Source organism: Arthrobacter sp. P1_B3 (assembly GCF_056406615.1).
In genome coordinates this window covers 269,359-293,579 of sequence record NZ_JBFTZV010000001.1, presented here as the reverse complement: position 1 = coordinate 293,579, position 24,221 = coordinate 269,359, and the positions used below count along the sequence as shown (strand labels likewise).

Below are 24,221 nucleotides of genomic sequence, written 5' to 3'. Positions count from 1 at the left end.
GCTGCCTTTCACTCACTGCAGGGGCGGGGCCCCCATTTCCATCCGTGCCATCTCCGCGCGGGTGGGCGGGTTGGCGCCGGCGCGGGACACGGTGACCGCCGCTGCCCGGGAGGCATGGGCGAGAAGATCGCGGAGACTTTCGGGGGAGAGTTCGCGCAGGGCCTCGCGGTTTTGTGCCCCGTCCAGGCCCAGGTCCACCACGCCGGACAGCAGCGCGGCCATGAACGAATCCCCTGCCCCGACTGTGTCCGCGACGCTGATCTCGGGGGCGGGGAACTGCGCCGCACCTGCAGCGTTGATGCCCCAGGGGCCCTTGCCGCCGCGGGTCACCACCACCATCGCGGGACCTTCGGAGCCGCCCAGCGCCAGCCAGCGGCGGGCCGAGTCCAGCGGGTCAACACCAGGGTAGAGCCATTCGAGGTCCTCGTCGGAGGCTTTCACAACGTCAGAGAGCGTCACGAACTTTTCGGCCTGCCCGCGGGCATAGTCCACGTCCGGGATGATGCTGGGGCGGCAATTGGGGTCAAAGCTGATAGTGGCGGACGGGTGGGCGCGTTCGACGGCGGCAAGCACGTCAGCGGCGCCGGGCGCCAGCATGGTGGCGATGGATCCGGTGTGCAGTAGCGTGGTTCCCTGGAGCAGGAACGGCAAGCGCGCCGCAACGCCGGGAAGCTCCCAGGCGAGGTCGAAGGTGTAGGTGGCGGCGCCGGCGTCGTCGATCAGTGCGGCGGCCACGCTGGTGGGCAGCTCGTCGGGTCCTAGCGGGAGCAGCACGGAGCTCGACTTCAGGTGCGCGGCCAGGGCCTCTCCATAGGCATCGCGGCCGTAGCGGCCAATGAACTGGACGGGATGGTCCAGCCGCGCCAGCCCTACCGCCACGTTGAGGGGGCTGCCGCCGACATGGGCCTGGACGCCGGAGGACCGCTGGACTACATCAACCAGCCCCTCGCCAATAACTGTGAGCATGACCATACTCTGCCAGAGAATCCGCTCCGGCGCCGTGTGTTGCGCGCACGGCCCGCAACCGCCTCGCTGCCCGCTCAGGCCGCCGTGGTGTCCAGGGCGATCCCGGCGGACGCGGCGTGGGCGAACCTGGCGTCGATGTGGACCACATCCCGGCCTGCCCGCGCCAGGAGGCTGGCGGCGATCCCGGCACGGTACCCGGAACCGCAGTGCACCCAGAGCTTCCCGGCAGGGACGTCCCCGAGGCGCAGCAACAGCTCGTGCAGCGGCACGTTGACCGCGCCCACAACGCGGGCGGCGGCGAATTCGTCGGCCCGGCGCACGTCCAGGACGGTGTCCCCAGGCGCCCGGTGCGCGAGCACGCCGTCCCAGCCCACGCGCGGGTAGGAGGCAAGGCCGGCCTGTGGCGCCAGGACCTCCGGCTCGGTTCCGACGGCGGCGTCCGGGGATTCGATGCCGATCCGGGAGAGGTCGCGGATGGCGCTCTCTATGTCTTCCCGCGAGCCCACCAGGGTCACCGGTTCACCCCACGGCAGCACCCAGCCGAGATAGGTGGTGAAACTGGAGCCGGAGCCATACTCAAAACTGACGCTGCCTTTGAGGTGGCTGCTGGCGAACGCCACCCGCCGCCGCACGTCCACCACCCACTCGCCGTCGTCCAACCGCCGGGTGAGCTCGGCGGCATCGAGCGATTCGGGAACGGCCAGCTCCGCAGGCCCCGGGCCCCGAAGGTTGGCCGGACTCATGTGGGCGTAGTACGACGGGTGGTCCGTGAGGTTGGCGATGAGCTGGCTGACGAAGTGGTCCTCGTCAGGGTCCGTCAGGGCATGGTTGGCGGCGAGCTGTTCGCCGATGGTCGAGGACCGGGCGCCCGTGGCGGGTCCCGAGGAGCAGAACGAGCCGAATCCGTGGGTCGGGAACAGCGCGGCACCACGGCCGGCCTCGGCGGCGAGGCGACGGACCGAGGCGTACTGGTCATGGGTCAAGCCGACCGTGTCCGCCTCGGCTACGAGGTCGGTGCGGCCCACGGAACCGTACAGCAGGCTGCCGCCCGAGAAGACGGCCCGCTTCCCGCCGTCGTCCACGATGAACGACATGTGGGTGTGCGTATGGCCCGGTGTGGCCACCGCCTTGACCGAGAGCGAGCCCACCCGGATCGTTTCGCCGTCGGAGATTGGCGTGCGCTCGAATGCCACGGGATCGGCGGCGTTCACGAGGTAGCTGGCGCCGTGGGCGCGGGCCAGGATCAGGCCGCCGGTGATGTAGTCATTGTGCAGGTGGGTCTCGGCCACGTGCGTGATGGAAACGCCGGCGTCGCGGGCGGCCGCCTCGATGCGGTCGGTGTCACGCTGCGGGTCGATCGCCAGCGCCACAGAGCCGTCGTGGACCAGGTAGCTGCGGTCCCCGAGTTGCGGGGTCTCGATAACGATGACTTCCATGGTCCCTCCGCTGAGGTCAGCCCTGTCAGGTCAGCCCCGGTTGACGGGGTGCCCCTCGTCCTGCCACTGCATGATCCCGCCGGTGACGTTGACGGCGTCGTACCCCTGGTCCTCCAGGTAGGTGGTGGCCTGGGCGCTGCGGCCCCCGGCGGCGCACATGACGTAGACGGTTCCGCTGGCCGGAACCTCGTCGAGGGACTGGACAAACCGTGAAAGCGGGATGCTCCTGGCGCCAGGAACGCGGACAGCGGCGTATTCGTCTTCCTCGCGGACGTCGACGATTTCGGTGGCGTCGCCCAGGGCGGCCAGGTCCTTGACGGAAATGCTCTTCATGCCTGTTCCTTTCGCGGGCGCCGGACGGCCCGGCGCGCGTATTCCAGCGAGACAATGATACCCCTTGGGGTATCATGCATGCTCTGGACGGCACGTCCTTGCCGCACCCTCAAATCTCGTCCGTCGGCCTGTCCTGTCCATCTGGCCCGCGGACTCCACTTAGTCTGCGGGACGGTCTTGCTGGTAGACGTCCGGGATGCCGTCGTGGTCCGAGTCGATCTTTTCTTCCTCCTCGGCCCGGCGGTACTGCTGGTTGCGGGCCCGGAGCACGCCGGTGGCGAGGAGCGCCGCGAGCACAGAGGCCGCGAGAATCCCCACCTTCGCGTGGTCTTCGTGGGCAGTACCTTGACCAAAGCTCAACTCAGCCAACAGCAGCGACACCGTGAAACCAATGCCGGCCAGGATCGAGAGGCCGAAGACGTCGATCCACTTGAAGGAGCCGTCCAGCCGGGCCCGCGTGACTTTGGTGATGAGCCATGTGGTGCCGAGGATCCCGGCCGGCTTTCCGGCCACGAGCGCCAGGATGATGCCCACCGCCACGGGATCCGTAAGGGCGGCACCGAGGCCCTGCCAGCCACCAATGACCACCCCGGCGGAAAAGAACGCGAAAACCGGGACGGCGATCCCGGCCGAAATCGGGCGGAACCGGTGTTCGAAGAGCTCCGCGAGCCCCGGGCCGGCTTCAGGGCCGCCGCTGGCCCGGGAGCGCTTGACGGGAATTGCAAACCCGAGCAGGACCCCGGCCACGGTTGCGTGGATGCCTGACGCGTGCACGAGCGCCCACGTCGCCGCGCCGAGCGGCAGCAGGATCACCCAGGCCGCCCATGCGTGCATGCCGAAGAACCGGCGGCATTTGTGCGCCAGGATTGTGTAGAGGCCCAGCGGGAGCAGGGCCAGCAGGAGCGGCTCGGGGTGGAGGTCGCTCGTGTAGAAGATCGCGATGATGGCGATGGCCAAGAGGTCGTCCACGACCGCGAGGGTCAGCAGGAAGATGCGCAGCGCACTGGGAAGGTGGGAACCGATGAGCGCCAACACCGCGACGGCGAAGGCGATGTCTGTGGCGGTGGGAATCGCCCAGCCGTGCAGGGTCTCGGGGCCTGAAAGGTTGACGACCGCGTAAATGAGCGCCGGAACGGCCACACCGCCCACGGCGGCGGCCACCGGAACCACGGATTTGCTCGGCTGGCGCAGATCGCCGGCGACAAATTCGCGCTTGAGTTCGAGCCCGACCAGGAAGAAGAAGATGGCCAGCAGGCCGTCGGCGGCCCAGGCGCCCAGGGTCAGGTCCAGATGCCAGGGCGCGTAGCCGACTTTCAAGTCGCGCAGCGCGAAGTAACTCTCCGAGGCCGGGGAGTTGGCCCAGACAAGGGCCACCGCCGCCGCGGCGACCAGCAGCGCGCCGCCCACGGTTTCCTTGCGGAGGATTTCGCCGATCCGCAGGGCCTCGGAGTAGCTGCCCCGGCCGATAACGGTGAGTCGAGGGGGTGTGGGAGTGGGTGGCAGGGCGCTCATGGAGTCCTCAAAGTGGGGTCGACGGAACTATGCCGACCAGACTTCCCGGCGCACCTGCGGTCCAGTGTATTCGCTTTCGCCGCCGTGGGACGCCGGGTGGACGCCGGACGAGTGCTTGGCTGGCGGCAGGGCGGGCGTCTGGCCGACAGCTTCACCGGCAGCCGGGCCGGCCGGATTTCAGGCCAACAGCTGCTGCACGAGTTCACGGCATTTCCGGTAGGCGGGTGCTTTCGGATCAATCAGCGCAAAGTGGTCGCCCGGGACCTTCAGCAACTGAACCGGCGCGCCGGCCGCCTTGGCTGCTCCGGCGTAGGTCTCGGACTGGCTCACCGGCACGGTGTCGTCTTCCGTACCGTGAACGGCATATACGGGCACGCCCAGCGGCACCGCGCTCATGGGGTCCGCATATCTATGACGCTTGGGATATTTCTCGGACGAGCCGCCCAGGAAGTTGCTGACGGCGCCGTTGCTGAGATTGAGCCGCTCGGCGGCCGCGAGGTTGAGCACCCCCGACTGACTGACGACGCCGGTAAGCTGCACCGCGCCGTCGTCGTCGCCTCGGCGCGTGAGCTGGCGGTCCGCATCCGGGGCGCCGAGCCCGGCGAGGCGGCTGCGTCCCGCCGCCCAGACCGCGAGGTGACCGCCGGCAGAGTGGCCCAGGGCCACCACCCGGTCCAGCCCGAGCCCGTGCTCGTCGGCGAGTTCACCGAGCTTGTCGATTCCGGCCAGGACGTCGGCAAAGGTGTTGGGCCAGCCTCCGCCGTTGCCGGCGCGCCGGTACTCCAGGTTCCAGGCTGCCATGCCGTGCGCGGCGAGGTCCTTGGCAAGGGGCTCCCCAAGTTCTGCGCCGTACTGCGAACGCCAGTACCCGCCATGGATCACCACCACCACACCCTTGGGCGCGGCCACTTCCGGGAGGAAGAGCTCACCCCACTGGCTGGGGTCCTCGCCATATTGGTACTTCTGCCTCTTCACAGCGTCCTCCTTGGGGCCCGGTGAACAGGCGGCGGAGATTGCCCCCAAAGTCACCGCCGCTGCGCCAGCGATCATAGTCCGCCGCCGCATTTCAGCCATGTGCTGAGCCTACCTTGGGCGCCAAGCGGCCCCGCGCAGGCCGGCCCCCTGCACGCCGCCCTTGCCCACCGCCCTTTGGCGGCGGCTGCGAAAGTGCCTGCGGGAGAGCCTGCGGCCCGGTGTCGGTGGTGCGCCGTAAGCTGGATCCATGGCGAGCAACTGGGACCGTTTGGACTTGAGCCTGCGCGATTCCGTGCAGGAAAACGTGGAACTCTACGAGCGGGTCCGGCCTGCCCTGAAGCTGGTCACCCGGGAGGTCCTGCTCACGCTGCGGACCATGCTCAAGGACACCGAGGTCACGCCGTTGTTCGTCACCGGCCGCACCAAGACGGTTGAATCCTTCCGCGAGAAAATTTCCCGCACGGAAGAACCGCTGGAGCCGGGCGGACCACCGGTGCTGAAGTTCCCGGACCCGTTCCGGACCCTGAACGACATGGTGGGCATCCGCGTGATCACCAAGCTTCCGGCGGAAAACGCGGTGGTGGCCAATCTGATCAAGCGCCAGCGCCAGCTCTTTGACTGCCGCGGGGACCGTGAAAAGGACATCGGCTCGATCGAGTCCGGCACCTACGGCTACTCCAGCCGGCACCTGATCCTGCGAACCATACAGAACGAGGCCGTCAAGGACTACCAGCTGGCCTTCAACCCCGACATCCCGCCGAACGGCAGCTACTTCTTCGAGTGCCAGATCCGCACAGTGTTCGCCCACGCGTGGAGCGAAATCGAGCACGACATCCGCTTCAAGGCCGAGGACCCGAGGGCCTGGACCCCGCACTTCGACCGCCAGTTCACCGCCACGGCCGCCATGCTGGAGACCGTGGAGAGCGCCTTCTCGGACCTGCATGAGCGCTACGAGGAGGTCCGCGGTTACTGGGATGTGGACGGCGAGGGTGCCGCACCGCTGACGCCCAACCGGATCCGCGACGTCTGGCGGACCCTGCTGCCGCACGTGGACCGCAAGGTCGACGACGACTGGGGCTGGGCCGCGGAGCTCATGGCCGCCCACGGCCTCAACCAGACCATGCAGCTCGCCGGGCTGCTCAGCGCCAACCGGATCACCGAGGTCCGCAAGGCCCTGGACCACCGCTACTCGCCCGGCCCGGACCGGCTCCTCGATGACCTGCTGCTGTGGCAGTACGGCACTGAACACATCGAGCTCACCGCCGAGCCGGCCGACGCCGTCCCGCACCCCCGGCGCGACAGCCTCCTGCGGCGGCTCAAGCAGATCGAACGGTACCGGCTCACCCAGGGCTAGCGCGGGCGGGCCTGCGGACGCCTATGGCGCGCTCTGCTGCGCTCTGCCGCGCTCTGTTGCGCCCTGCCTGCCTGCCGAGTCTCCCCACCTTTGACACAGCTACGCCGGGACTCGCCGGCGATTCGGCGGGGCACGCCGGGCGCCGACTTCAAAGGTGGGGAAAGTCCGGCGTCGATTCCGGTGGAGACGGCTGGTATTCCTTGGTTCGATGGGCGCGGACGCCGCGTGCGGCTTATTTGTGGGCGTAGGTGAGGCAATCGGCGTTGTCGACCCCCGGGCCCACGTGAACTTCGGAGGCCTTGCACATCAGATGGTCGTTGTGGGTGCATTCAGTTCGCTGGCAGGCGCCGACGTCGGCCAGCACCTTGGGGAGCCCGCCGTGCACACCGATGTCGATGAAGGTCGCGCACGAGGCATGATCTTCAGCGCCGCCGACGGTAATGGCGGCTGCGTTGCAATGGGAGTGGTCGTTGAAGGAGCAATTGTTCACGCTGCAGTCGGCTACGTGCGTCGTCATTGGGTCTTCCTCCATGCTCCGGCCACCCCGGCCGGGCGGCGCCGTGGTTCCACCGTAGGCCGCACCTGGGCAAACAAAAAGACCCAAACGTGTGACCTAATACCGGTCCGGACGGGCGCCCTGCCGGCTAGTTTCCGGCGCCGAGCTTGCCGGCCAGGCGTTCGCGCATCAGGGCGCTGGCCTCATTCAGGCCCACGACGTCGACGCTCTTGCCGTGCCGCCGGTACTTCTCAGTGATGGCATCCAAAGCTGCGATCGTGGAGGCGTCCCACAGGTGGGAGTCGCGCATATCAATGACCACGTGCTCCGGGTCCAACGCGTACTCGAACTGGGTGTAGAGGTCATTCGAGGAGGCGAAGAACAGTTCGCCGTCCACACGATACGTGGCGCGGCTGCCGCCGTCGTCCTCCGTCACCGAGCGCTCCACTGTGACGAAGTGGGCCACCCGCCCGGCGAACAGAACCATCGCAACAATGACGCCGACGCCGACGCCGATCGCCAGGTTGTGCGTGGCCACGGTCACCACCACGGTGGACGCCATGACCGCGGTTTCGCTCTTGGGCAGCGCCTTGAGCGTGGCGGGCCGGATGCTGTGCCAGTTGAACGTGGCGACGGAGACGAAGATCATGACGGCCACCAGCGCGGCCATCGGGATCAGGGACACGATATCTCCGAGGGCCACCACGAGGATGAGCAGGAAAACGCCGGCCAGGAGGGTGGAGATCCGGGTGCGGGCGCCGGAGGCTTTGACGTTGATCATGGTCTGGCCGATCATGGCGCAGCCGCCCATGCCGCCGAAGAAGCCGGTGACGATGTTCGCGACACCCTGCCCCCATGCCTCGCGGGTCTTGGGTGAACGCGTGTCCGTGATGTCATCGACGAGCTTCGCGGTCATGAGGGATTCGAGCAGCCCGACGAAGGCCATGGCCAGCGCGAACGGGAAGATGACCTGAAGCGTTTCGGGCGTGAACGGCACGCCTGGAAGGGACAGGGCGGGCAGCGAGTCCGGCAGTGCGCCCTTGTCCCCCACCGTAGGAACGCCGACGGCGGCCGTCACCGTGATGAATGTCAGGGCCAGAATGGCCACGAGGGGTGCGGGGACGGCTTTGGTGAGCCTGGGCAGGCCGAAGACGATCAGCAGGCCCAGGGCGGTGAGCGGGTAGACCAGCCATGGCACGCCGATCAGCTCGGGCACCTGCGACATGAAGATCAGGATGGCCAGGGCGTTCACAAAGCCCACCATGACCGGGCGCGGGATGAAGCGCATCAGTTTGGCCACGCCGGAGAGGCCCAGGACGATTTGGAACACGCCGGCCAGAATCACCGCCGCCACAAGGTAGTCCAGGCCGTGGGACTTCACGAGTGGGGCGGTCACCAGGGCGACGGCGCCGGTGGCAGCCGAGATCATCGCCGGACGGCCGCCGACGAAGGCGATCGTCACCGCCATCGTGAAGGACGCGAAGAGCCCGATCCTCGGGTCCACGCCGGCGATGATCGAGAAGGCGATCGCCTCAGGGATCAGGGCCAGCGCCACGACGAGTCCGCCCAGGACCTCGGTCTTGAGCCTGCGCGGGGACGTCAACGCACCTCGGACCGATTGCAGTTGCTCGGGCGTGAAGGCCGGGGCCTCCGCGTCGATACTGGTGGCCATCGCTGGCTCCGTTCGTGGCTAAGAAGGCGCAACGGCCTCCAGATTTCAAAGAATGTGCAGAATTCAGGGAATGTGGGGCGCTGCGTCGCGCCGGAGGGGCGGGGAGTTCGCCGATTTGGGCTCACCCACCCACTGAAACCCTACCCGTTGGGTTCTCCCGGCAGACGGATGCCCAAAAATCTGACATATTAGTCCGACAGGTGGTCACGAAGTGGCCAGTGCCCGGACGCCGGTGGCACCATTCTTGGATGCTTGAGGCAACTAAAATCCCCGATACCGTCCAGGATGCGAGCATCGCCGCAGGCGTCCCGGCCAATCCCGCCCTCGCCGCCGAGGCAAAGATCGCCCGCATCGCAGTAACGGTCTTCCCCATCCTCGTCGTGGTGGCCGGGCTCGCCGGTTTCCTGCTCCCCGGGGCGTTCAAACCCCTCGCACCCAGCGTGCCCTTCCTGCTGGGCATCATCATGTTCTGCATGGGCCTGACGCTGACCCCGCCGGATTTCGCCTCGGTGGCCAAGCGCCCCTGGGCCGTGGCCCTGGGAATCGTGGCGCACTACGTCATCATGCCGGGGGCCGGCTGGCTGATCGCCGTCGCCCTCCACCTCGAGCCGGAGCTTGCGGTGGGCCTGATCCTGGTGGGCTGCGCGCCGTCGGGCACGGCCTCCAACGTGATGGCGTTCCTCGCCAAGGGCGACGTGGCCCTGTCCGTGGCCGTCGCTTCCGTGTCCACCCTGATCGCCCCGATCGTGACGCCGCTGCTGGTGCTGTTCCTGGCCGGCTCGTACCTGAGCATCGACGCCGGCGGCATGGTCCAGGACATCGTCAAGACCGTCCTCCTGCCTGTCATTGCCGGCCTGCTGGCCCGCCTCTTCCTCCGCAAACTGGTGGCCAGGGTCCTCCCGGCGCTGCCGTGGGCCTCCGCCGTCGTAATTTCCCTGATCGTGGCGATCGTGGTGGCCGGCAGCGCGAGCAAGATCGTCGCCGCGGGTGGCATCGTGTTCCTCGCTGTGGTGCTGCACAACGGTTTCGGACTGGGCCTGGGCTACCTGGCCGGCAAGCTGGGACGCCTGGATGACAAGGCGCGCAGGGCCCTCGCCTTTGAGGTCGGTATGCAGAATTCCGGCCTGGCCGCCACCCTCGCCACGGCGCACTTCGGCGCGCTGGCAGCGCTGCCGTCTGCCGTCTTCTCCCTGTGGCACAACGTCTCCGGCGCGATCGTGGCCGCATGGCTGGCCCGGCGCCCCATCCGGGAAACCGCAACGCAGGAAACCGCAACGCAGGACACAGCACCGGAGGCCTCCGCGCTGAAAGCCTAGGCGCGACCTAGCCCCGGAGCCGGCCGAGCAGCAAAGCGACGGCGCGCTCGGCCAGGACCGCGGGCGTGTCCGTTCCGGCCGGGACCACATCGTATCCGCCCTGGACAGCGAGGCTGCCGGCCCCGGCGTCGTCCGTAATGAGCACCTGGGCCATGCCGCGGCCGGCGAGTTCCGCCATTGTCCCGGAGTCATCGCCAGTCGCCGGCGCGCAGGTGTGGATCACGCCGTCAGCGCCGCCGGAGAGCATGAACTGCCGCCAGCCCCCGCCCAGCAGGATGACCGCCTGGTAGCCGCGCTCCGGCAGGATCCCGGCCAGCAGCGTGGCGATAGCCCTGTCCCGCGGCTGTTCGAGGTCCGCGACGGCCACAACCACGAGCTCCGTGCGGCCCCGGCGCATTCCCCGGGCGGCACGGTTGGCCACGTAGCCAAGTTCGCGGACCGCGGAGTGCACCCGGTCCTGGGTGGCCTGGCTGATCCGGGTGGTGCCGCCGGAGCGGCCGGAGAGCACGTAGGAGACGGTGGTCAGGGAGACCCCGGCCGTCTCCGCGACGTCGCGGATGGTGGGCTTGGATCCATGCCGCACGAATTGCTCCCGGGTACTTCGGCGCCGCGAATGCGCGGCGGTTGAGGCGATACTGGCACGGCGCGGAAGTCGCGCCGGCCTGTTCTGCACTCTATCGCCGGGATGGCCCCCGGCGTGACCCTACGGGCAGGTCCTTGGTGAATGCCAGCGGTCCGATGGTTTCCGGGTCCGCGGAGAGATCAAACTGTGCCTCGTAGCCGGTGTTCAGGTAAAGGTGTTTCGCCTCCGGCTGGCGGGGGCCGGTGGTCAGGTAGACCTTCCGGTAGCCGCGGCGGGCGGCCAACGCCTCCAGTTCGGCGAGGACAAACCGGGCCAGTCCGCGGCGGCGATGTGCCGAATGCGTCCAGATCCGCTTGAACTCGGCGGTCTGCGGGCTATGCCGGCGGAAGGCACCGCCCGCCACGGACTCGCCGTTCTCGCGCACAATCAACAGGGCCCCGCCCGGGGCGGCGAATTCCTCGGCCGGGTAGCGGTTGAGTTCCTCCGCGGCGGCTCCCCTGCCGAAGAGGTTGCCGTAGCGGGTGTCATATTCGAGCGCGAGCTCATCCAGGAGCGGCCGGACCCTGGGATCGCTCATGGGGAGATTGAGGACCGTCAGCGCGGCGTTGTCCACGGGCGGGGTTTCCACGGGCGGGGTGTGTAGTGGTGACGGGGTCATGACTGGTCCTTTCCGCCGGCGGCGGCCTCGGGCACCGCCTGGCCGCTGTTGGTCTGGCCGGTGTTGGTCTCGGCCAGGAGGTTCAGGATGCGCCGGGCCAGGGCGTCGTTTTCGCGGAACGCCGCGGCGTTGGTGCCGGGCCGGGCGAAGGCGCCGGCGCCCCAGCCCGAGGTACCGGGCCCGACGCCGAACAGCCGCTCGCGCCGCTCCCCGACCGGACTGATCAGCTCGTTGTGGGCGGACACCAGGAGCCGCCCCGTCGCGTGCGTGCCGTCCGCGGTGAGGAGCTGCTGTTCGGTGCCGAGCCCGGAGCTGTGCAGCTGGCGCAGCAGCGGGTTCGCGGAGCGGGCCACCGACGGCGCCGGGAGCCGGGCCTCGATCAGCGCAGCCGCTGACACGGTGATCCCGGCCTGGGCCGAGCGGGCGACGAACCGGCCCGAGTACTCCGCGGCCTCGATCTCCAGCCCCGGGCCAATGAACTGCAGCAGCCCGGCCCGGTGGATGGCCAGCATCTCCCGCAGCCTGCGCGGCGGCGGCCCGGAATCGACGAAGCTAAAGAAGCCGTGCCACCAGCCCTGGACATCGCGCTGTGAGCGCACGTTGAGCCGCTCGGACGGCACCAGCCGGCCCAGGTCCATATAGGACTTGAGCAGCGAGATGAACAGGGCCAGGGTCTCCGAATGGTCCGGCCCGGTGCGCAGCTCAAGGTCGCGGCCGATGTACGCCGCCACCGCGGCCTGGGCGTCCGCGTGGCCGGCGAAAACCCGGCCCGCGAAGGGATGGTCCAGCCGTTCGAGGTCCAGGTGGAGCTCTGCGTCTGGGACGGACTCAGTGACCAGCCGCTGGCGCTCCTGGCTGTACCACTGGGCGGCGGAGAACCGCTCGGCGAATTCCTGCCAGCCAATCCGGACCCGGCCCGGGTAGCCGGTGAACAGCTCGCGGTAGTACGCGTAGCCTGCATCCTTGGCAATCAGGGGCCAAAGCTGGGCGCGGAAGTCCAGCTCGCCGGGCCCGTCCAGCAGCGCCGCGACGGCGTCTGCGGTAAAGAACGCCGGTTCCCCCGCTGCGTCACCGCGCAGGGTGGACGTGATCTTGGAGTGGTAGGGCACGCCGCGGCGGGAGCCGGCCCACAGCCGCGGCTCAGCACCGGAGGGCCGGTAGCGCAGGCCGCCGTCGGGCAGCTCCTCGAACCTGCCGCCGCGGCCCTCCATGAGCAGGACCAGCAGGTCCACGAAGGCCAGGCCCATGCCGGAGACAATCACGTCCTGGCCGGCGGCGAGCGGTGAGTAGTCGACGTCGGTCGTGTAGCTCGGCGCCGCGTGGAATGCGCCGTGCCGGGCGGCAAAACCGGCCCACGCGGCAGACTCCGGTTCGGGCAGCGAATCGGTGTGCCCCAGGGAGGCGATCACGACGTCGGCGCGCAGCATCGCGCCGCTGGCCAGCCGGACGCGGTAGCTTTCGGCGCCGGGTTCCGGTTCGCCCTCTTCGAGTTCGACGGCGGACGCGGTGTCCCGGTGCACCGTGACGGTGACGTCCTGTCCGAGCGCGGCGACGGCGCGGCGGAAGAACCATTCCAGGTGGACACTCTGCAGCTGCCGGGTGGGAAAAGTGGAGCCGGTGAGGGCAGCCAGCTGGCGCCGGAGTTCCTGCGGCAGCTCCGGAACATCCACGATTGAGCCGTCCAGGACCCCGGCGGCCCAGTCCGCCAGGCCGGGGCCTTCGATGGCCGGTCCCTCGCATTGGACGGAGGCATCGGTGAACATCGTGACATCCGCCGCGGCGGAGTTGAGCATCAGCCCGGGATGCTGCTCGTAGCGCCAGATCCTGCCCGCACCCGGAGCGTGCGGCTCCACCACGTGGACCTGGAGCGTACCGGCGAACAGTTCCGGCCGGTTTGCGGCGAGGCGTTCCAGCAACCCGGCCGTGCGCGGGCCGCCGCCGATGAGGACCACGGATGGGGCATTCACTTGCATGACGGTCTCCTGGCTCTGGTGCGGAGCCCTCATGCTAGGCACCCGAAACGGGGCCGGTCGAGGCGCCGGTCACAGCCGTTCACCCCCCGTAATGCGGCGTAAATCGAGGCAAGAAAACGTCGTGTGACGCCGTGCGAACCTGCGTGAACGTATGCAACTTGCCGCCTTGCCGCGCGTTTTCGCACGCCCCTAGATTGGCAGCCAACCGTACCCCCACAGCAACTGGAAGAAGCGAGGTGGCGCATGAGTTCAACAGCAACCCCGGTGGCACAGTCCGCCCCGGAGCCGGCGTCCGCCAGCATCGAATCCGCACCCGACACTGCACCGGCCGGAGCTGCCGGCTCCGGTTCAGCGGGCCGCAAGGCCGCCACCGACTATGCCGACTACCGGCTGGTCCCGGCCCGCCACCCGTGGCGCTGGGTGGGCACCGCCGTCGTCGCCCTGGGCGTGGCCGGCATTGTCTGGTCCCTTGCCACCAACCCGCGCTGGGAATGGGGCGTGGTGGCGCAATGGTTCACCGCCCAGTCAATTGTGAATGGCCTGCTCGAGACGCTCAAGCTGACGGCGATCTCCGGGGCGCTCGGGTTCATCCTGGGGTTCATCCTGGCACTGATGCGGCTCTCCGCGTCCCCGCTGCTGGTCTCGGTCTCCTGGACCTTCTCCTGGATCTTCCGCTCCACGCCGCTGCTGGTGCAGATGCTGCTCTGGTACAACCTGGGCTACCTCTACGAGAAAATCAGCTTAGGGCTCCCGTTCACGGACGTGCGCTTCTTCGAGGCGCAGACCACCACCCTGATCAGCCAGTTCGCCGCGGCCGTCCTCGGCCTGACCCTGAATCAGGCCGCCTACTCCGCCGAGATCATCCGCGGCGGCATCCTCTCCGTGGACCAGGGCCAGCTCGAGGCCGCAACCGCCCTGGGCATCCCGGCATGGCGGCGCTCCACCCGGATCGTCCTGCCCCAGGCCATGCGGGCCATCCTGCCCACCGCCTTCAACGAGGTGATCGGCCTGGTCAAGGGCACCTCGATTGTCTACGTCCTGGCCTATTCCGAGCTGTTCTACACCGTCCAGGTCATCTACAACCGGACCCAGCAGGTCCTGCCGCTGCTGCTCGTGGCCACCCTCTGGTACGTCGTGATCACCTCGGTGCTGAGCGTCTTTCAGTACTACATCGAGCGGCACTACTCCAAGGGCGCCGTCCGCACGCTGCCCCTGACCCCGTTGCAGAAGGCCCGCAAATTCCTCGCCACGCATGCGCCCGCTACCGGGGAAACTACCCAGGAAAGAGGCACCCGATGAGCGCTCTTGCCACTAACACCCCCGCGGCGCCTGCCGCCACGGACGCCGAAACCACCCGCGGCCTTGTCGAGATCACCAAGGTCCGCAAGTCCTTCGGGGCCACGGAGGTTCTCAAGGGCATCACGCTGACTGTCGAGCCAGGCGGCGTCGCCGTGATTGTCGGCCCATCCGGGTCCGGCAAATCCACCCTCCTGCGCACCATCAACCACCTGGAAAAGGTCGACGCCGGGTTCATCGCGATCGACGGCACGCTGGTGGGCTACGAGGTCCGGGGCCGCCGGCTCCACGAACTGCGCGAAAAGGAAATCCTGAAGCAACGCACCGAGATTGGCATGGTGTTCCAGAACTTCAACCTCTTCCCGCACCTGACCGCGCTGGAAAACGTCACCGAGGCGCCCGTCGTCGCGCCGCGGGCAGGAAGACCCCGCTCTTCGCAGGCCGAGGCCCGCGCACGCGGGCTGGAGCTGCTGGACCGGGTGGGCCTTAAGGACCGCGCCGGCGCCTACCCGCGCCAGCTCTCCGGCGGCCAGCAGCAGCGCGTCGCGATTGCCCGGGCCCTGGCCCTGGACCCCAAGATCCTGCTCTTCGACGAACCCACCTCGGCCCTGGACCCGGAACTGGTCAACGAGGTCCTGGACGTCATCCGCGAGCTCGCCAAGTCCGGCACGACACTGATCATCGTCACGCATGAGATGGGATTCGCCCGCGACGTCGCCGACACGGTCGTGTTCATGGACCAGGGCCAGATCGTCGAGCAAGGCACACCCCAGGAGATTTTCACCAACCCGCGCGAAGAACGCACCCGGAGCTTTTTCTCCAAAGTGATCGAACCCGCCTTCAACATCTAAGGAACACCCCCATGGCAAGCAGCCCCACCCTCCGCACCGCCCTTCCCAATACTGGTCCCCGGCGGAAGCCTGCGGCGTTCCCCGCCGTCGTCCTCATCGGCACCCTGTCCGGCACGCTGGCGCTGAGTGCTTGCGCAGATCCCGGCGCCTCAGCGGCTGCCGGCGGGCAAGCGGCCACGACGGCGGCACGCAACGGCGTCGTCTACAACACCTCGCCGGACCAGCAGCGCATCAGGACCGAGAAGGACGCGGCCCTGGCCGCGAAGGTCCCTGCGCTGATCGGCAAGGACGGCAAGCTGACCGTGGCCACGACGGCGGGCGCGATTCCGCTGTCCTTCCATGCCACAGACGACAAGTCCCCGATCGGCGTCGAGGTGGACCTGGCCCAGCTGGCCGCCGACAAGCTGGGCCTGGACCTGGATGTCCAGGTGACCTCCTGGGAGAACTGGCCCCTGAAGACGCAGTCCGGCGACTTCGAGGCCGTGTTCTCCAATGTGGGCATCAACGCCGCCCGCGTGAAGCTCTTCGACTTCTCCACCTACCGCGCCGCGTACATGGGCTTCGAGGCGAAGAAGAGCTCCAGCTACAACATCAAGGACTCCGCCGACATCTCCGGCCTGAAGATCTCGGTGGGCTCGGGCACCAACCAGGAGAAGATCCTGCTCGCCTGGAACAAGGAACTGGAGGCCAAGGGCAAGACACCGGCGGTGCTGCAGTACTACTCCTCCGACGCCGACACCATCCTGGCGCTGTCCTCCGGCCGCACCGACCTGAACCTCGCGCCCTACCCGTCCGTCACGTACCGGGAAAACACCCGCGACGACCTCAAAGTGGTGGGCAAGGTCAACGCCGGATGGCCCTCCGAGACCTTGGTCGCGGCCACCACGCTCAAGGGCAACGGCCTGGCCCCGGCCATCACGGACGCACTGAACTCCGCGATCAAGGACGGCTCCTATGCCAAGGTCCTGGACCGCTGGGGACTCTCCGAAGAAGCCCTGCCCGAGTCCACGACCGTCACGGAGGCCAACTTCGGTACCGCCCCCGCAGGGAAAACAGAGGCAGGAAAAACACCGTGAAGTTCCAGGTCCTCGACATCATCCCGCACCTGAAGAACCCCGTCACCGGGGCAATCGTCTCCACCGCGGACCGGCTCAACCAGGTGTTGGAAACCGCGCGCCGGGCGGAGGAACTCGGCTACGACAGCTTCTCGGTCGGGGAACGCCACGCGGGCGAGTTCATCTCCTCCTCCCCCACCACCGTGCTCGCCGCCATCGCCGCAGTGACCACCAGGATCCGGCTGCAGAGCGGCGTGACGGTACTGTCCGTGCTGGACCCGGTGCGGGTCGCGGAGGACTACGCCACGATCGACCAGCTGAGCCGCGGCCGGCTGGAACTGGTGATCGGCAAGGGCAATGAGGTGCTGCAGTACCCGCTGTTCGGCCTTGACCTGGCGGATCAGTGGGAGCTCCTCGCGGAGAAATACGGCCTGCTCCGCCGGCTCTGGACCGAAGAGAACCTCACCTGGTCCGGGACGTTCCGCACCGCGCTGACAGAGCCCACCACCACCATGCCCCGGCCCTTCTCCGGCGCGCCGCGCGTCTGGCACGGTTCCGCCACGAGCCTGGCCTCGGCGGCCCTCGCGGCGCAGTGGGGCGATCCGCTGTTCACGGCCAACGCGATCCAGCCGCGGGAAAACTACAAGGTCCTCATCGACCACTACCGCGAGGAATATGCACGCCACGGCCACGATCCCCGGCACCAGTACCTTGGCTCCGGATCGGGCGCCGGCGGGGTGTTTATCGCGGACACCACGCAGGAGGCCAAGCGGCAGTTCGGCCCGGTCTACGAGGCCCTCACGACCGGCAGGAATGTTCCCGGCAACAACTCCCGGTACCGGGACATCGACCACGCCGTCGCCGAAGGCCCTGCCCTGGTGGGCAGCGCGGAGCAGGTGATCGACAAGATCCTCAGCTACCACGCGCTCTACGGCCACGACCTGCAGTCCATCTCGCTGCCCACCACGCTGCCCTTCGACCAGCAGCTGGAAATCCTGGAGCGGTTCGCCCTCGAGGTCATTCCGGCCGTCCGCGCCGCCGCGCCCACCACCCTCTGGGCCGACGGCGACCCCTATGCCGGCCGCCCGCAGGCCAGCCTCGCCGGCAACACCGGCGGCGCCACCGAACCCGACGCCGCCGCCCGCGTCACAGCCGACCGCACCAACCACAGGAGCTCCCATGTCTACACCCACTGACACCGACGGCCGCTCCGACCCGGAATTCCTGGCCGCCGGCAGCCAGGACCGCCGGACCAGTCCGGGTCGCAGTCCGGGCCGCAGTCCCGACCCGGAGTTCCAGGCCGCATGGGCGGACTGGCATGCCGCGCACGAACGCCACCGCGCCGACCCCCACGGCTTCCTCGCCGTCACCCACCTGCACTGGCTCGCTTCCTCGCCCGCCCGCCTGGACGGCGCGCCGGGCACGTGGAGCGTGGAGGACGGCATTGTTCGCCTGGATTTGCGGGCAGGCGAACGCGTCCTGCGCGACGGGCAGGAACTGAACGCCGACGGGATCGGAGCCACGGTGTTCCTGGGCCCGATTCCCGAGCGCGAAGGCCTGAATCTGCGCGTGGAAGATGCCGGCGCCGGTCATACCGTGGTCGAGCTCGCCAAACGCGGCGGCCGCTATGTGGTGCGGCCGCGGCATCCCCTGAACCCGCTGCTCACCGGCTACCGCGGGACACCCGCCTACGCCCCAACCCCCGAATATGCCATTTCAGGAATATTCATCCCGTTCGCCGAACCGCGTCCCACCACCGTGGGCGCGGCGGTCGAAGGAATCCACCACGTCTACGAGGCCCCGGGGGAAATCCGTTTCCGGCTCCGCAGTAAGGACCTGAGCCTCACCGCCTTCAACGGCCACACGCCGGGCACGCTGACGGTGCTCTTCACGGACGCGACGTCGGGCAAGAGCACATACGCGGCCAACCGTTCCCTCACCGTGCCGGCTCCGGGCGCCGACGGCGCAGTCTGGCTCGACTTCAACCGGGCGGTGAACCTGCCGTGCGCCTACACGGATCTCGCCACTTGCCCGCTGCCGCCGGCCGAGAACCGCCTGCCGGTGGCCATCGAAGCCGGCGAACAGATCCCCTACGAACGACAGGACGCATCATGAGCACACCTCCCGCCCACGACGGGCCCCTGGGACACGGCCTGCTGCTGCTGGAGCTCGACGGCGCCGGCAGCCACCCGGCCGCGTGGCGGGTTTCCCGCACAGCACCCGCGTCCTTGCTGGCCCCGGAACACCTCCGCGGCGCCGTGCTCGCCGCCGAGTCTGCCGGGTTCCATGCGGTGACGTTTTCCGACCCCGGCCTGCCGGACCCCGATCACCCGCACCCCGATCCTTCGGGCCCGGACGCCGCGGCCCGGCTCAACGCCTTGCAGCGCGCGGCGTTCGCCGGTCCCGTGACGCGCTCCCTCGCCTTGATCCCGGAAGTGGACACCGTCTACACCGAGCCATTCCACGTCTCGACCCAGCTGGCCAGCCTGGACTACGTCTCCGGCGGACGGGCCGGCTGGCTGGTGGCCGCCTCACCAAGCGCAGCCGATGCCGCCGCCGTCGGACGGGACACCGCGCGCGGGGAGCGGCTTTCCCGGGAGGCCGCCGATTCGATCGAGGTCAGCCGCAGGCTCTGGGACTCCTGGGAGGACGACGCCGTAATCCGTGACGTCCCCACCGGTCGCTACCTCGACGTCGACAAGCTGCACTACATCGACGCCGAGACCGGAAGCTATTCCGTCAAGGGTCCGTCGATCATTCCGCGGCCACCCCAGGGCCAGCTCCCTGTGCTCGCCCCGGCCGGGCTCCTCCCCCCGGAGGCCGTCGCGGCCGGGGCGGCCGACGCGCTCCTGGTCTCGGCCCCGACCCCCGAGCTCCTGGCCGCCGAGCTCGGGGCGACGCGGGCAGACCTCGCCGCCGGCGGGACCGGGCCCGCGCTGATCGCCGAGCTCGACGTCGTGCTGGACTCCCGCGGCCAGGCCGCCGCGGAGCGGCTGGACCGGCTGAACGGCCACGCAGCGTGGCAGAGCCCGCGGGCGCGTTTCGTCGGGACGGCGGCTGAGCTGACCGAACTGCTCGCCGAAGTACTGGCCTGGGCCGACGGCGTCCGCCTGCACCCCGCGGTGCTGGAGACGGATCTGGAGGAACTGTCGCGGCTGGTGCTGCCGGAGCTGCGCCGCCGCGGACTCCTGGCGCCCACCACCCCGGACGCCACCTTCCGCGAGCAGCTGGGACTGGCGCGGCCAGCAAGCCGGTATGCCGCCGTAACAGCCGGAACAACTGCCCCCGGCACGGAAAACTAAGGAGTCCACCATGAGCCACATCAGCCACCCCGCCGCTGAATTCACCCCGTCAGGTCAGCTCCAGCTGGGCGTGTTCTTCCAGGGCGTCAACTCCGGAACTGTCTGGAAGAGCGCCGAGTCCGGCTCCCAGACTGATTTCGAATCGTTCCGGCGTATCGCCCAAACCGCCGAGCGCGGCCTGTTCGCGGCGTTTTTCCTCGGCGAAGGCCTGCGGCTGCGCGAGCACCTCGGCCGCCCGCACGCGCTCGACGTCGCCGGCCGCCCCGACGCACAGACCGCGCTGGCCGCCCTCGCGGCCGTGACCACGAACATCGGCCTGGTCGCAACCCAGAACACCACCTACAACGACCCCGCAGACCTGGCGCACCGGCTCTCCACCCTGGATCTGCTCTCCGGCGGCCGCGCGGCCTGGAACATCGTCACCACAGACAACGCCTGGACCGGCGCGAACTTCCGCCGCGGCGGCTACCTGGCCCACGCGGACAGGTACACCCACGCCGAGGCCTTCGTGGATACCGCCAAGCGCATCTGGGACGCGTGGGGCGACGCCGCCGTCGCGGGCTCAGCCTCCGCGGCCCGGTGGTCGGCGGAGGGGGCGGTCCGGCGGGTGCGCCACAGCGGCCAGCACTACTCCGTGGACGTCACTCCGCGGCTGCCGCGCAGCGCCCAGTACCGGCCGGTGCTGTTCCAGGCCGGGGATTCGCCCGAGGGCCGGGACTTCGCCGCCCGACAGGCGGACGTCATCTTTTCCGCGCACCCGCAGCTCGATAACGCGCTCGAATTCCGCCGCGACATCGTGGAGCGCACGCTCCGGGCCGGCCGGGGCGCCAACGACGTGAAGATCATGCCCGCCAGCGAGTTCATTCTCGCCGCCACACCGCGGGAGGCGCTCGAAAAGAAAGCCTGGGTCCGCAGCCTGCAGATCGGCCCGCAGCAGGCCATCGCGTACCTCGAGCAGTTCTGGGGCCGGGAGCTGCAGGGCTACGATCCCGACGGCCCTTTGCCGGACATCGACCCCGTGGTGGAAGAAACCTCCGAAACCCGCGGCAGCGGCTTCCATGGCGCCAAGGCCCGCCAACTGGCCGACCAGTGGCGGGCCGAGGCCAAGGAGAAGGGCCTGTCCATCCGCCAGTTCGTCTCGGCCAAGACCAGCCGGGGTGACTCCACCTTCACCGGCTCGTACGCCGAGGTCGCGGACCGGCTCACCGAGTATGCCCGGACCGGCGCCGTCGATGGGTTCAACATCTCACCGTGGCTCATCCCGTCCGGACTCGATGACATCGTCAACCACCTAGTGCCGGAACTGCAGGAGCGCGGCGTGTACCCCACGGAGTACGCGGGCAGCACGCTGCGGGAGAACCTCGGCCTGGCCACCCCGGTGCGCACAGCTGCCGGCGTCGAGGCGGACTCCGTCACCTCACAGGCCTAAGCAAGCACCATCGATTGCTCCGTAGCCGCCCTTTTCGAGACTCAGAAGGGCGGCTACGGAGCAATCGACGTTCCGGGCAATGGGCTACTTCTTTGGCAGGCCCGCCGGGTTCAGTTCCGACGTCGCTACGGCCTCCTCAGACAGCCCCCAGCGGTCCAGGATCTTGGCGTAGCTGCCGTCCTGGATCAGGTGGTTCAGTCCGGACTGGGCCGCGGCGGCGAAGCCGTTGTCCTTCTTGGTCGTGACGGCGATGCTGGCCTTCAGCGGCCAGCCGCCGTCCACCAGACCCACCAGCTTGGTCTTGGCGTCCGTGGCGGCCTTGTAGGCCGCCGTGGCGTTGGGGCCGAAGGTGAGGTCCGCGCGGCCGGACTGGACGGCCAGCTGGGAGGCGGAGTCGTCGTCGAAATACTGGAACTCCACAGGCTTGAGGCCGTTCTTCTTGTTCTCTTCATCCCAGCGCAGCAGGATCGCCTCCTGGTTGGTGCCGGAGCCGACGATCACGCGCTTACCGGCGACGTCCGGAGCCGATTCGACCCTGGTGACGCTGCTGTCCGCCTTGGCGTAGAAGCCGAGCTTGTCCTCGCGGTAGCTGGCGAAGTCGAACTTGAGCTTGCGCTCTTCCGTGACGGTGACGTTGGAGAGTACTGCCTCGTACTTGCCGGAGTCGACGCCGAGCGGCCAGTCGGCCCACGCGGTCGGGACAATATCGGCCTCCAGGCCCAGCGACTCGGCCAGTGCGACGGCGAGATCCACCTCATTGCCCACCGGGGTCTTGTTGTCCGTGGCGTATACGGCCAGCGGTGCTGCGAACGGACTCACCGCCACGGTCAGTTTCCCGTCCTTCTTGATGGCGTCCGGGACCAGCGCGGTGGCCGCGGCATCCACCGTGGCCTTGATGCGGTCCTGCTGCGGGGAGAGGTTGAACTGCTTGACGCCGGAGGAGGACGACGGCGCCGCCGACGTGCCGCCGTCCGCGGCGGCGCCGGGATCGGAGCAGGCCGCGAGACCTAGGGCAGTGGTGGCCGCCAACGCGACGGCGACGCCTGATTTGAACGAAAGACTCGACATGGTTTCTCCTTGAAAGTGGTGGTCTGCGGTGCTGGTGCCAGCAACTATCCGGGGCGCGCGAAAGCCGGTCAAAGCGCCGTGAAACCGGGTGAAACCAAGGGATACAGGCGGTAATACCCGTTCATCCGGCGTCCGCGGACGCGGCCTGCGGACGCCCAGTGTTACCGAAGATTGCCCTGCGTGACGTGGCGGGAAGGAATTGTTCACGGCGGGCCGCAACTGGCCTAGCCTGCATAGAAGACCTGCAGGGTGACAGCACGACACAGGAGGGGTGAACTTGTCAGTGAGCACGCACCAGAGCACGCACCGGACCACGCACCGGCTCGGCATCAACGCCCAGGCGGACCTTGTCTTCAGCATGCTGCGGGACGCCTCACACTGGCCCTACCTTGACGGCTTGACGGTGTACTCGGAGCGCGTCAGCGGCGACGACACCGCGCACGAGCTCCGCACGTCGGTGGTTTCCAACGGTTCGTTGAGTTCGAGCCACGGCTGGCGCGTCTTTGATGCCGCCAGCCACCGCGCCGAGTTCCACCAGTTGGACCTCGAACCCCCGCTCCGGGAGCTCGGCGGCGACTGGGAGATCCGGCCGGCGGACGGGCTCTCTCTGGTCACACTGACCCACGAGTTCGAGGTCGACGACGAGCACCTCGCCGAGCGCATCAACGCGATCATCGAGGACTACAGCCGGCGTGAACTGGAGGCGCTCAAGGTCAGCTGCGAACGGTTGTCACTCCTCCTGCAGCACCACGCCCCGCAGACGCACCCAGCACCGCATCCCACAGCAAAGGAGGCCTGAATGTCGGAGGCCAGGTTCACGACGGAACGGGACAGTTTCGGCCGGCTTCTCGCGGACCGCGAAGTCTGGCGGCAGGCCACCACCATCCCCGCGGCAGGCGAGCTGACCGCCCGCTGGCTGGAGGGCAACAGCGAATACCAACCGGGGGTTTTCTCGCCCGGGTTCGACGACGAGACCACGTCCATCGCCGGAGAGCTCGCCCGGCTCAACCGCAACGGGCTCTTCACCAAGGAATCGCAGCCGGGCGTTCAGGCCGGGGGCCTCGCGCAGCGCGCCTACGTGACGGCTTTCTGCAGCCCGGAAACAGCGTCGGCCCTCCTGGCGTTGTCCACCCGGACCGGACTGGTGACGGTCGCGCACGCCCCCGGTGAGACGAGCAGCGCCTCTATCCCGGCGACCGTCCAGGACGACGACGTCGTAACCGTGCTCGGAAGCAGCGAGGGGCCGGTCGGGGAAGACCAGCTCAGGGACTGGGCGGCCGAGACCAACGAGACATTGGCCCTCGTCCTGGCGGATGCCTGGTACGTGGAAATCTTCGATCCCGTCTGGGGTCGGAACGATGTCCTGCTGACTGCGGTATTTGAGGCGCTGCAGGCCGAATAGCATGTGTCGCCGGGCAGCCGGCGGCTACCCGGCTCCCGGAAAACTCACATATCGGTCGCGTCCCAGCCGATGCTGGCGGCCTCGTCCAGTGTGCGCGCCTCGAAATGCTCCAGCATGTCCTTCATTGCCTCGACGCCCTGCTTGAACAGGGCCGAATCCCGCCACTGCTCAATCTGTTCCAGGGATTCCCAGGGGCCGGTGCTGATGAACCGGTTCTTGACGTCGCGGTCGTGCATCAACACGGCTTTGGCGTTGGGAAAATCCTCCTTCGTTTTCCTGGCCAGGTCCCGCCAGGCCTGCACAAAATCGTTCTCGCGGCCGGGATGCACCAGCCAGATTCCGAGCGTGTAAACAGACACGTCGATCGCCTCCATTGTCCGTACGGGGTTGATAGGGCGATTATGTTCCAGTCCTCCGGCGGGCGGTAGGGCCGGATAGCCCGGCGGGCGCACTCGGGGCCCGCCAATAAACCGTTGTATGGGTGGAGCGGAAGGCCTAGCATGTGGGCAGGCCCCACTCTGGGACCAGCCCCGGACCTTCCATT

General features: G+C 68.5%; 23 protein-coding genes. 11 read left to right on the top strand and 12 right to left on the bottom strand.

All coding sequences use genetic code 11. The features are described 5' to 3' along the window. Nucleotides 1–12 precede the first annotated feature (12 nt). The 5 genes from AC1D2F_RS01370 to AC1D2F_RS01350 all read right to left on the bottom strand — a co-directional run bounded on the left by AC1D2F_RS01370 (nucleotide 13) and on the right by AC1D2F_RS01350 (nucleotide 5,222). Entirely contained in the window at nucleotides 13–966 is a 954-nt protein-coding gene (locus tag AC1D2F_RS01370; RefSeq protein ID WP_364746861.1) for a carbohydrate kinase family protein, read from the bottom strand. A 74-nt stretch (nucleotides 967–1,040) separates the two neighbouring features. Then, nucleotides 1,041–2,402 (bottom strand): MBL fold metallo-hydrolase, encoded by a 1,362-nt coding sequence (locus AC1D2F_RS01365; protein ID WP_229995823.1) that lies wholly within the window; start codon nucleotides 2,400–2,402, stop codon nucleotides 1,041–1,043. Between the two features lie 30 nt (nucleotides 2,403–2,432). Next, nucleotides 2,433–2,735, bottom strand: coding sequence for a rhodanese-like domain-containing protein (locus AC1D2F_RS01360; RefSeq protein WP_229995824.1), 303 nt, complete (start codon nucleotides 2,733–2,735; stop codon nucleotides 2,433–2,435). A gap of 159 nt (nucleotides 2,736–2,894) precedes the next feature. After that, nucleotides 2,895–4,247: a Na+/H+ antiporter NhaA gene (nhaA, locus tag AC1D2F_RS01355; protein ID WP_229995825.1), complete on the bottom strand. Its 1,353-nt coding sequence runs from the start codon at nucleotides 4,245–4,247 to the stop codon at nucleotides 2,895–2,897. A 177-nt stretch (nucleotides 4,248–4,424) separates the two neighbouring features. After that, a complete protein-coding gene (locus tag AC1D2F_RS01350) occupies nucleotides 4,425–5,222 on the bottom strand; it encodes an alpha/beta hydrolase (RefSeq protein WP_229995826.1) in 798 nt (265 codons plus the stop codon). A 247-nt stretch (nucleotides 5,223–5,469) separates the two neighbouring features. On the opposite strand from AC1D2F_RS01350, the gene AC1D2F_RS01345 reads away from it, so the two are divergent. After that, nucleotides 5,470–6,576, top strand: a complete 1,107-nt coding sequence (locus AC1D2F_RS01345; RefSeq protein WP_229995827.1) for a GTP pyrophosphokinase — start codon at nucleotides 5,470–5,472, stop codon at nucleotides 6,574–6,576. A gap of 232 nt (nucleotides 6,577–6,808) precedes the next feature. On the opposite strand, the gene AC1D2F_RS01340 is transcribed toward AC1D2F_RS01345, so the two are convergent. Together AC1D2F_RS01340 and AC1D2F_RS01335 are read right to left on the bottom strand one after the other, a co-directional pair. Next, on the bottom strand, nucleotides 6,809–7,093 hold the full coding sequence (locus AC1D2F_RS01340; RefSeq protein WP_229995828.1) for a DUF1540 domain-containing protein: 285 nt from the start codon (nucleotides 7,091–7,093) through the stop codon (nucleotides 6,809–6,811). A 127-nt stretch (nucleotides 7,094–7,220) separates the two neighbouring features. Then, nucleotides 7,221–8,744, bottom strand: a complete 1,524-nt coding sequence (locus AC1D2F_RS01335) for a SulP family inorganic anion transporter (protein ID WP_476966037.1) — start codon at nucleotides 8,742–8,744, stop codon at nucleotides 7,221–7,223. 248 nt (nucleotides 8,745–8,992) lie between these two features. On the opposite strand from AC1D2F_RS01335, the gene AC1D2F_RS01330 reads away from it, so the two are divergent. Beyond that, complete coding sequence (locus AC1D2F_RS01330) at nucleotides 8,993–10,060, top strand: bile acid:sodium symporter family protein (RefSeq protein ID WP_364746852.1); 1,068 nt, start codon at nucleotides 8,993–8,995, stop codon at nucleotides 10,058–10,060. A 7-nt stretch (nucleotides 10,061–10,067) separates the two neighbouring features. Here AC1D2F_RS01330 and AC1D2F_RS01325 read toward each other — a convergent pair whose 3' ends face one another. From AC1D2F_RS01325 to AC1D2F_RS01315, 3 genes are all read right to left on the bottom strand, one after another. After that, nucleotides 10,068–10,643, bottom strand: a complete 576-nt coding sequence (locus tag AC1D2F_RS01325) for a LacI family DNA-binding transcriptional regulator (RefSeq protein ID WP_476966036.1) — start codon at nucleotides 10,641–10,643, stop codon at nucleotides 10,068–10,070. A 91-nt stretch (nucleotides 10,644–10,734) separates the two neighbouring features. Continuing rightward, nucleotides 10,735–11,301: a GNAT family N-acetyltransferase gene (locus AC1D2F_RS01320; protein WP_364746850.1), complete on the bottom strand. Its 567-nt coding sequence runs from the start codon at nucleotides 11,299–11,301 to the stop codon at nucleotides 10,735–10,737. Further along, nucleotides 11,298–13,274: an FAD/NAD(P)-binding protein gene (locus AC1D2F_RS01315; protein WP_476966035.1), complete on the bottom strand. Its 1,977-nt coding sequence runs from the start codon at nucleotides 13,272–13,274 to the stop codon at nucleotides 11,298–11,300. Before AC1D2F_RS01315 ends, AC1D2F_RS01320 begins: the two co-directional genes overlap by 4 nt. Nucleotides 13,275–13,517: 243 nt before the next feature. Between AC1D2F_RS01315 and AC1D2F_RS01310 the strand changes: the two genes are divergently transcribed. Genes AC1D2F_RS01310 through AC1D2F_RS01280 form a run of 7 tightly spaced genes read left to right on the top strand, consistent with a single transcriptional unit; the run spans nucleotide 13,518 to nucleotide 21,207 of the window. Continuing rightward, nucleotides 13,518–14,573, top strand: coding sequence for an amino acid ABC transporter permease (locus AC1D2F_RS01310; RefSeq protein WP_476966034.1), 1,056 nt, complete (start codon nucleotides 13,518–13,520; stop codon nucleotides 14,571–14,573). Further along, entirely contained in the window at nucleotides 14,570–15,421 is an 852-nt protein-coding gene (locus AC1D2F_RS01305; protein ID WP_229996147.1) for an amino acid ABC transporter ATP-binding protein, read from the top strand. Before AC1D2F_RS01310 ends, AC1D2F_RS01305 begins: the two co-directional genes overlap by 4 nt. An 11-nt stretch (nucleotides 15,422–15,432) precedes the next feature. Then, on the top strand, nucleotides 15,433–16,497 hold the full coding sequence (locus tag AC1D2F_RS01300; RefSeq protein ID WP_476966033.1) for an ABC transporter substrate-binding protein: 1,065 nt from the start codon (nucleotides 15,433–15,435) through the stop codon (nucleotides 16,495–16,497). Next, nucleotides 16,494–17,672, top strand: a complete 1,179-nt coding sequence (locus AC1D2F_RS01295; protein ID WP_476966032.1) for an LLM class flavin-dependent oxidoreductase — start codon at nucleotides 16,494–16,496, stop codon at nucleotides 17,670–17,672. The genes AC1D2F_RS01300 and AC1D2F_RS01295 overlap by 4 nt, the downstream gene beginning before the upstream one ends. Continuing rightward, nucleotides 17,656–18,591, top strand: a complete 936-nt coding sequence (locus AC1D2F_RS01290) for a DUF1684 domain-containing protein (RefSeq protein ID WP_476966031.1) — start codon at nucleotides 17,656–17,658, stop codon at nucleotides 18,589–18,591. The genes AC1D2F_RS01295 and AC1D2F_RS01290 overlap by 17 nt, the downstream gene beginning before the upstream one ends. Next, nucleotides 18,588–19,778, top strand: a complete 1,191-nt coding sequence (locus AC1D2F_RS01285) for an LLM class flavin-dependent oxidoreductase (protein WP_476966030.1) — start codon at nucleotides 18,588–18,590, stop codon at nucleotides 19,776–19,778. The genes AC1D2F_RS01290 and AC1D2F_RS01285 overlap by 4 nt, the downstream gene beginning before the upstream one ends. Nucleotides 19,779–19,788: 10 nt before the next feature. Continuing rightward, nucleotides 19,789–21,207 carry an NtaA/DmoA family FMN-dependent monooxygenase gene (locus AC1D2F_RS01280; RefSeq protein ID WP_476966029.1) on the top strand — a complete coding sequence of 473 codons (1,419 nt, stop codon included), beginning with the start codon at nucleotides 19,789–19,791 and terminating at the stop codon, nucleotides 21,205–21,207. An 84-nt stretch (nucleotides 21,208–21,291) separates the two neighbouring features. Here the strand turns inward: AC1D2F_RS01280 and AC1D2F_RS01275 are convergent, their stop codons facing one another. Then, complete coding sequence (locus tag AC1D2F_RS01275) at nucleotides 21,292–22,275, bottom strand: ABC transporter substrate-binding protein (protein WP_476966028.1); 984 nt, start codon at nucleotides 22,273–22,275, stop codon at nucleotides 21,292–21,294. Between the two features lie 283 nt (nucleotides 22,276–22,558). Between AC1D2F_RS01275 and AC1D2F_RS01270 the strand changes: the two genes are divergently transcribed. Together AC1D2F_RS01270 and AC1D2F_RS01265 are read left to right on the top strand one after the other, a co-directional pair. Next, nucleotides 22,559–23,074, top strand: a complete 516-nt coding sequence (locus tag AC1D2F_RS01270; protein ID WP_476966027.1) for an SRPBCC family protein — start codon at nucleotides 22,559–22,561, stop codon at nucleotides 23,072–23,074. Then, nucleotides 23,075–23,677, top strand: a complete 603-nt coding sequence (locus tag AC1D2F_RS01265; protein ID WP_476966026.1) for a DUF6919 domain-containing protein — start codon at nucleotides 23,075–23,077, stop codon at nucleotides 23,675–23,677. 44 nt (nucleotides 23,678–23,721) lie between these two features. Here AC1D2F_RS01265 and AC1D2F_RS01260 read toward each other — a convergent pair whose 3' ends face one another. Then, nucleotides 23,722–24,051 carry an antibiotic biosynthesis monooxygenase family protein gene (locus AC1D2F_RS01260; RefSeq protein WP_229994887.1) on the bottom strand — a complete coding sequence of 110 codons (330 nt, stop codon included), beginning with the start codon at nucleotides 24,049–24,051 and terminating at the stop codon, nucleotides 23,722–23,724. Nucleotides 24,052–24,221: the final 170 nt, after the last annotated feature.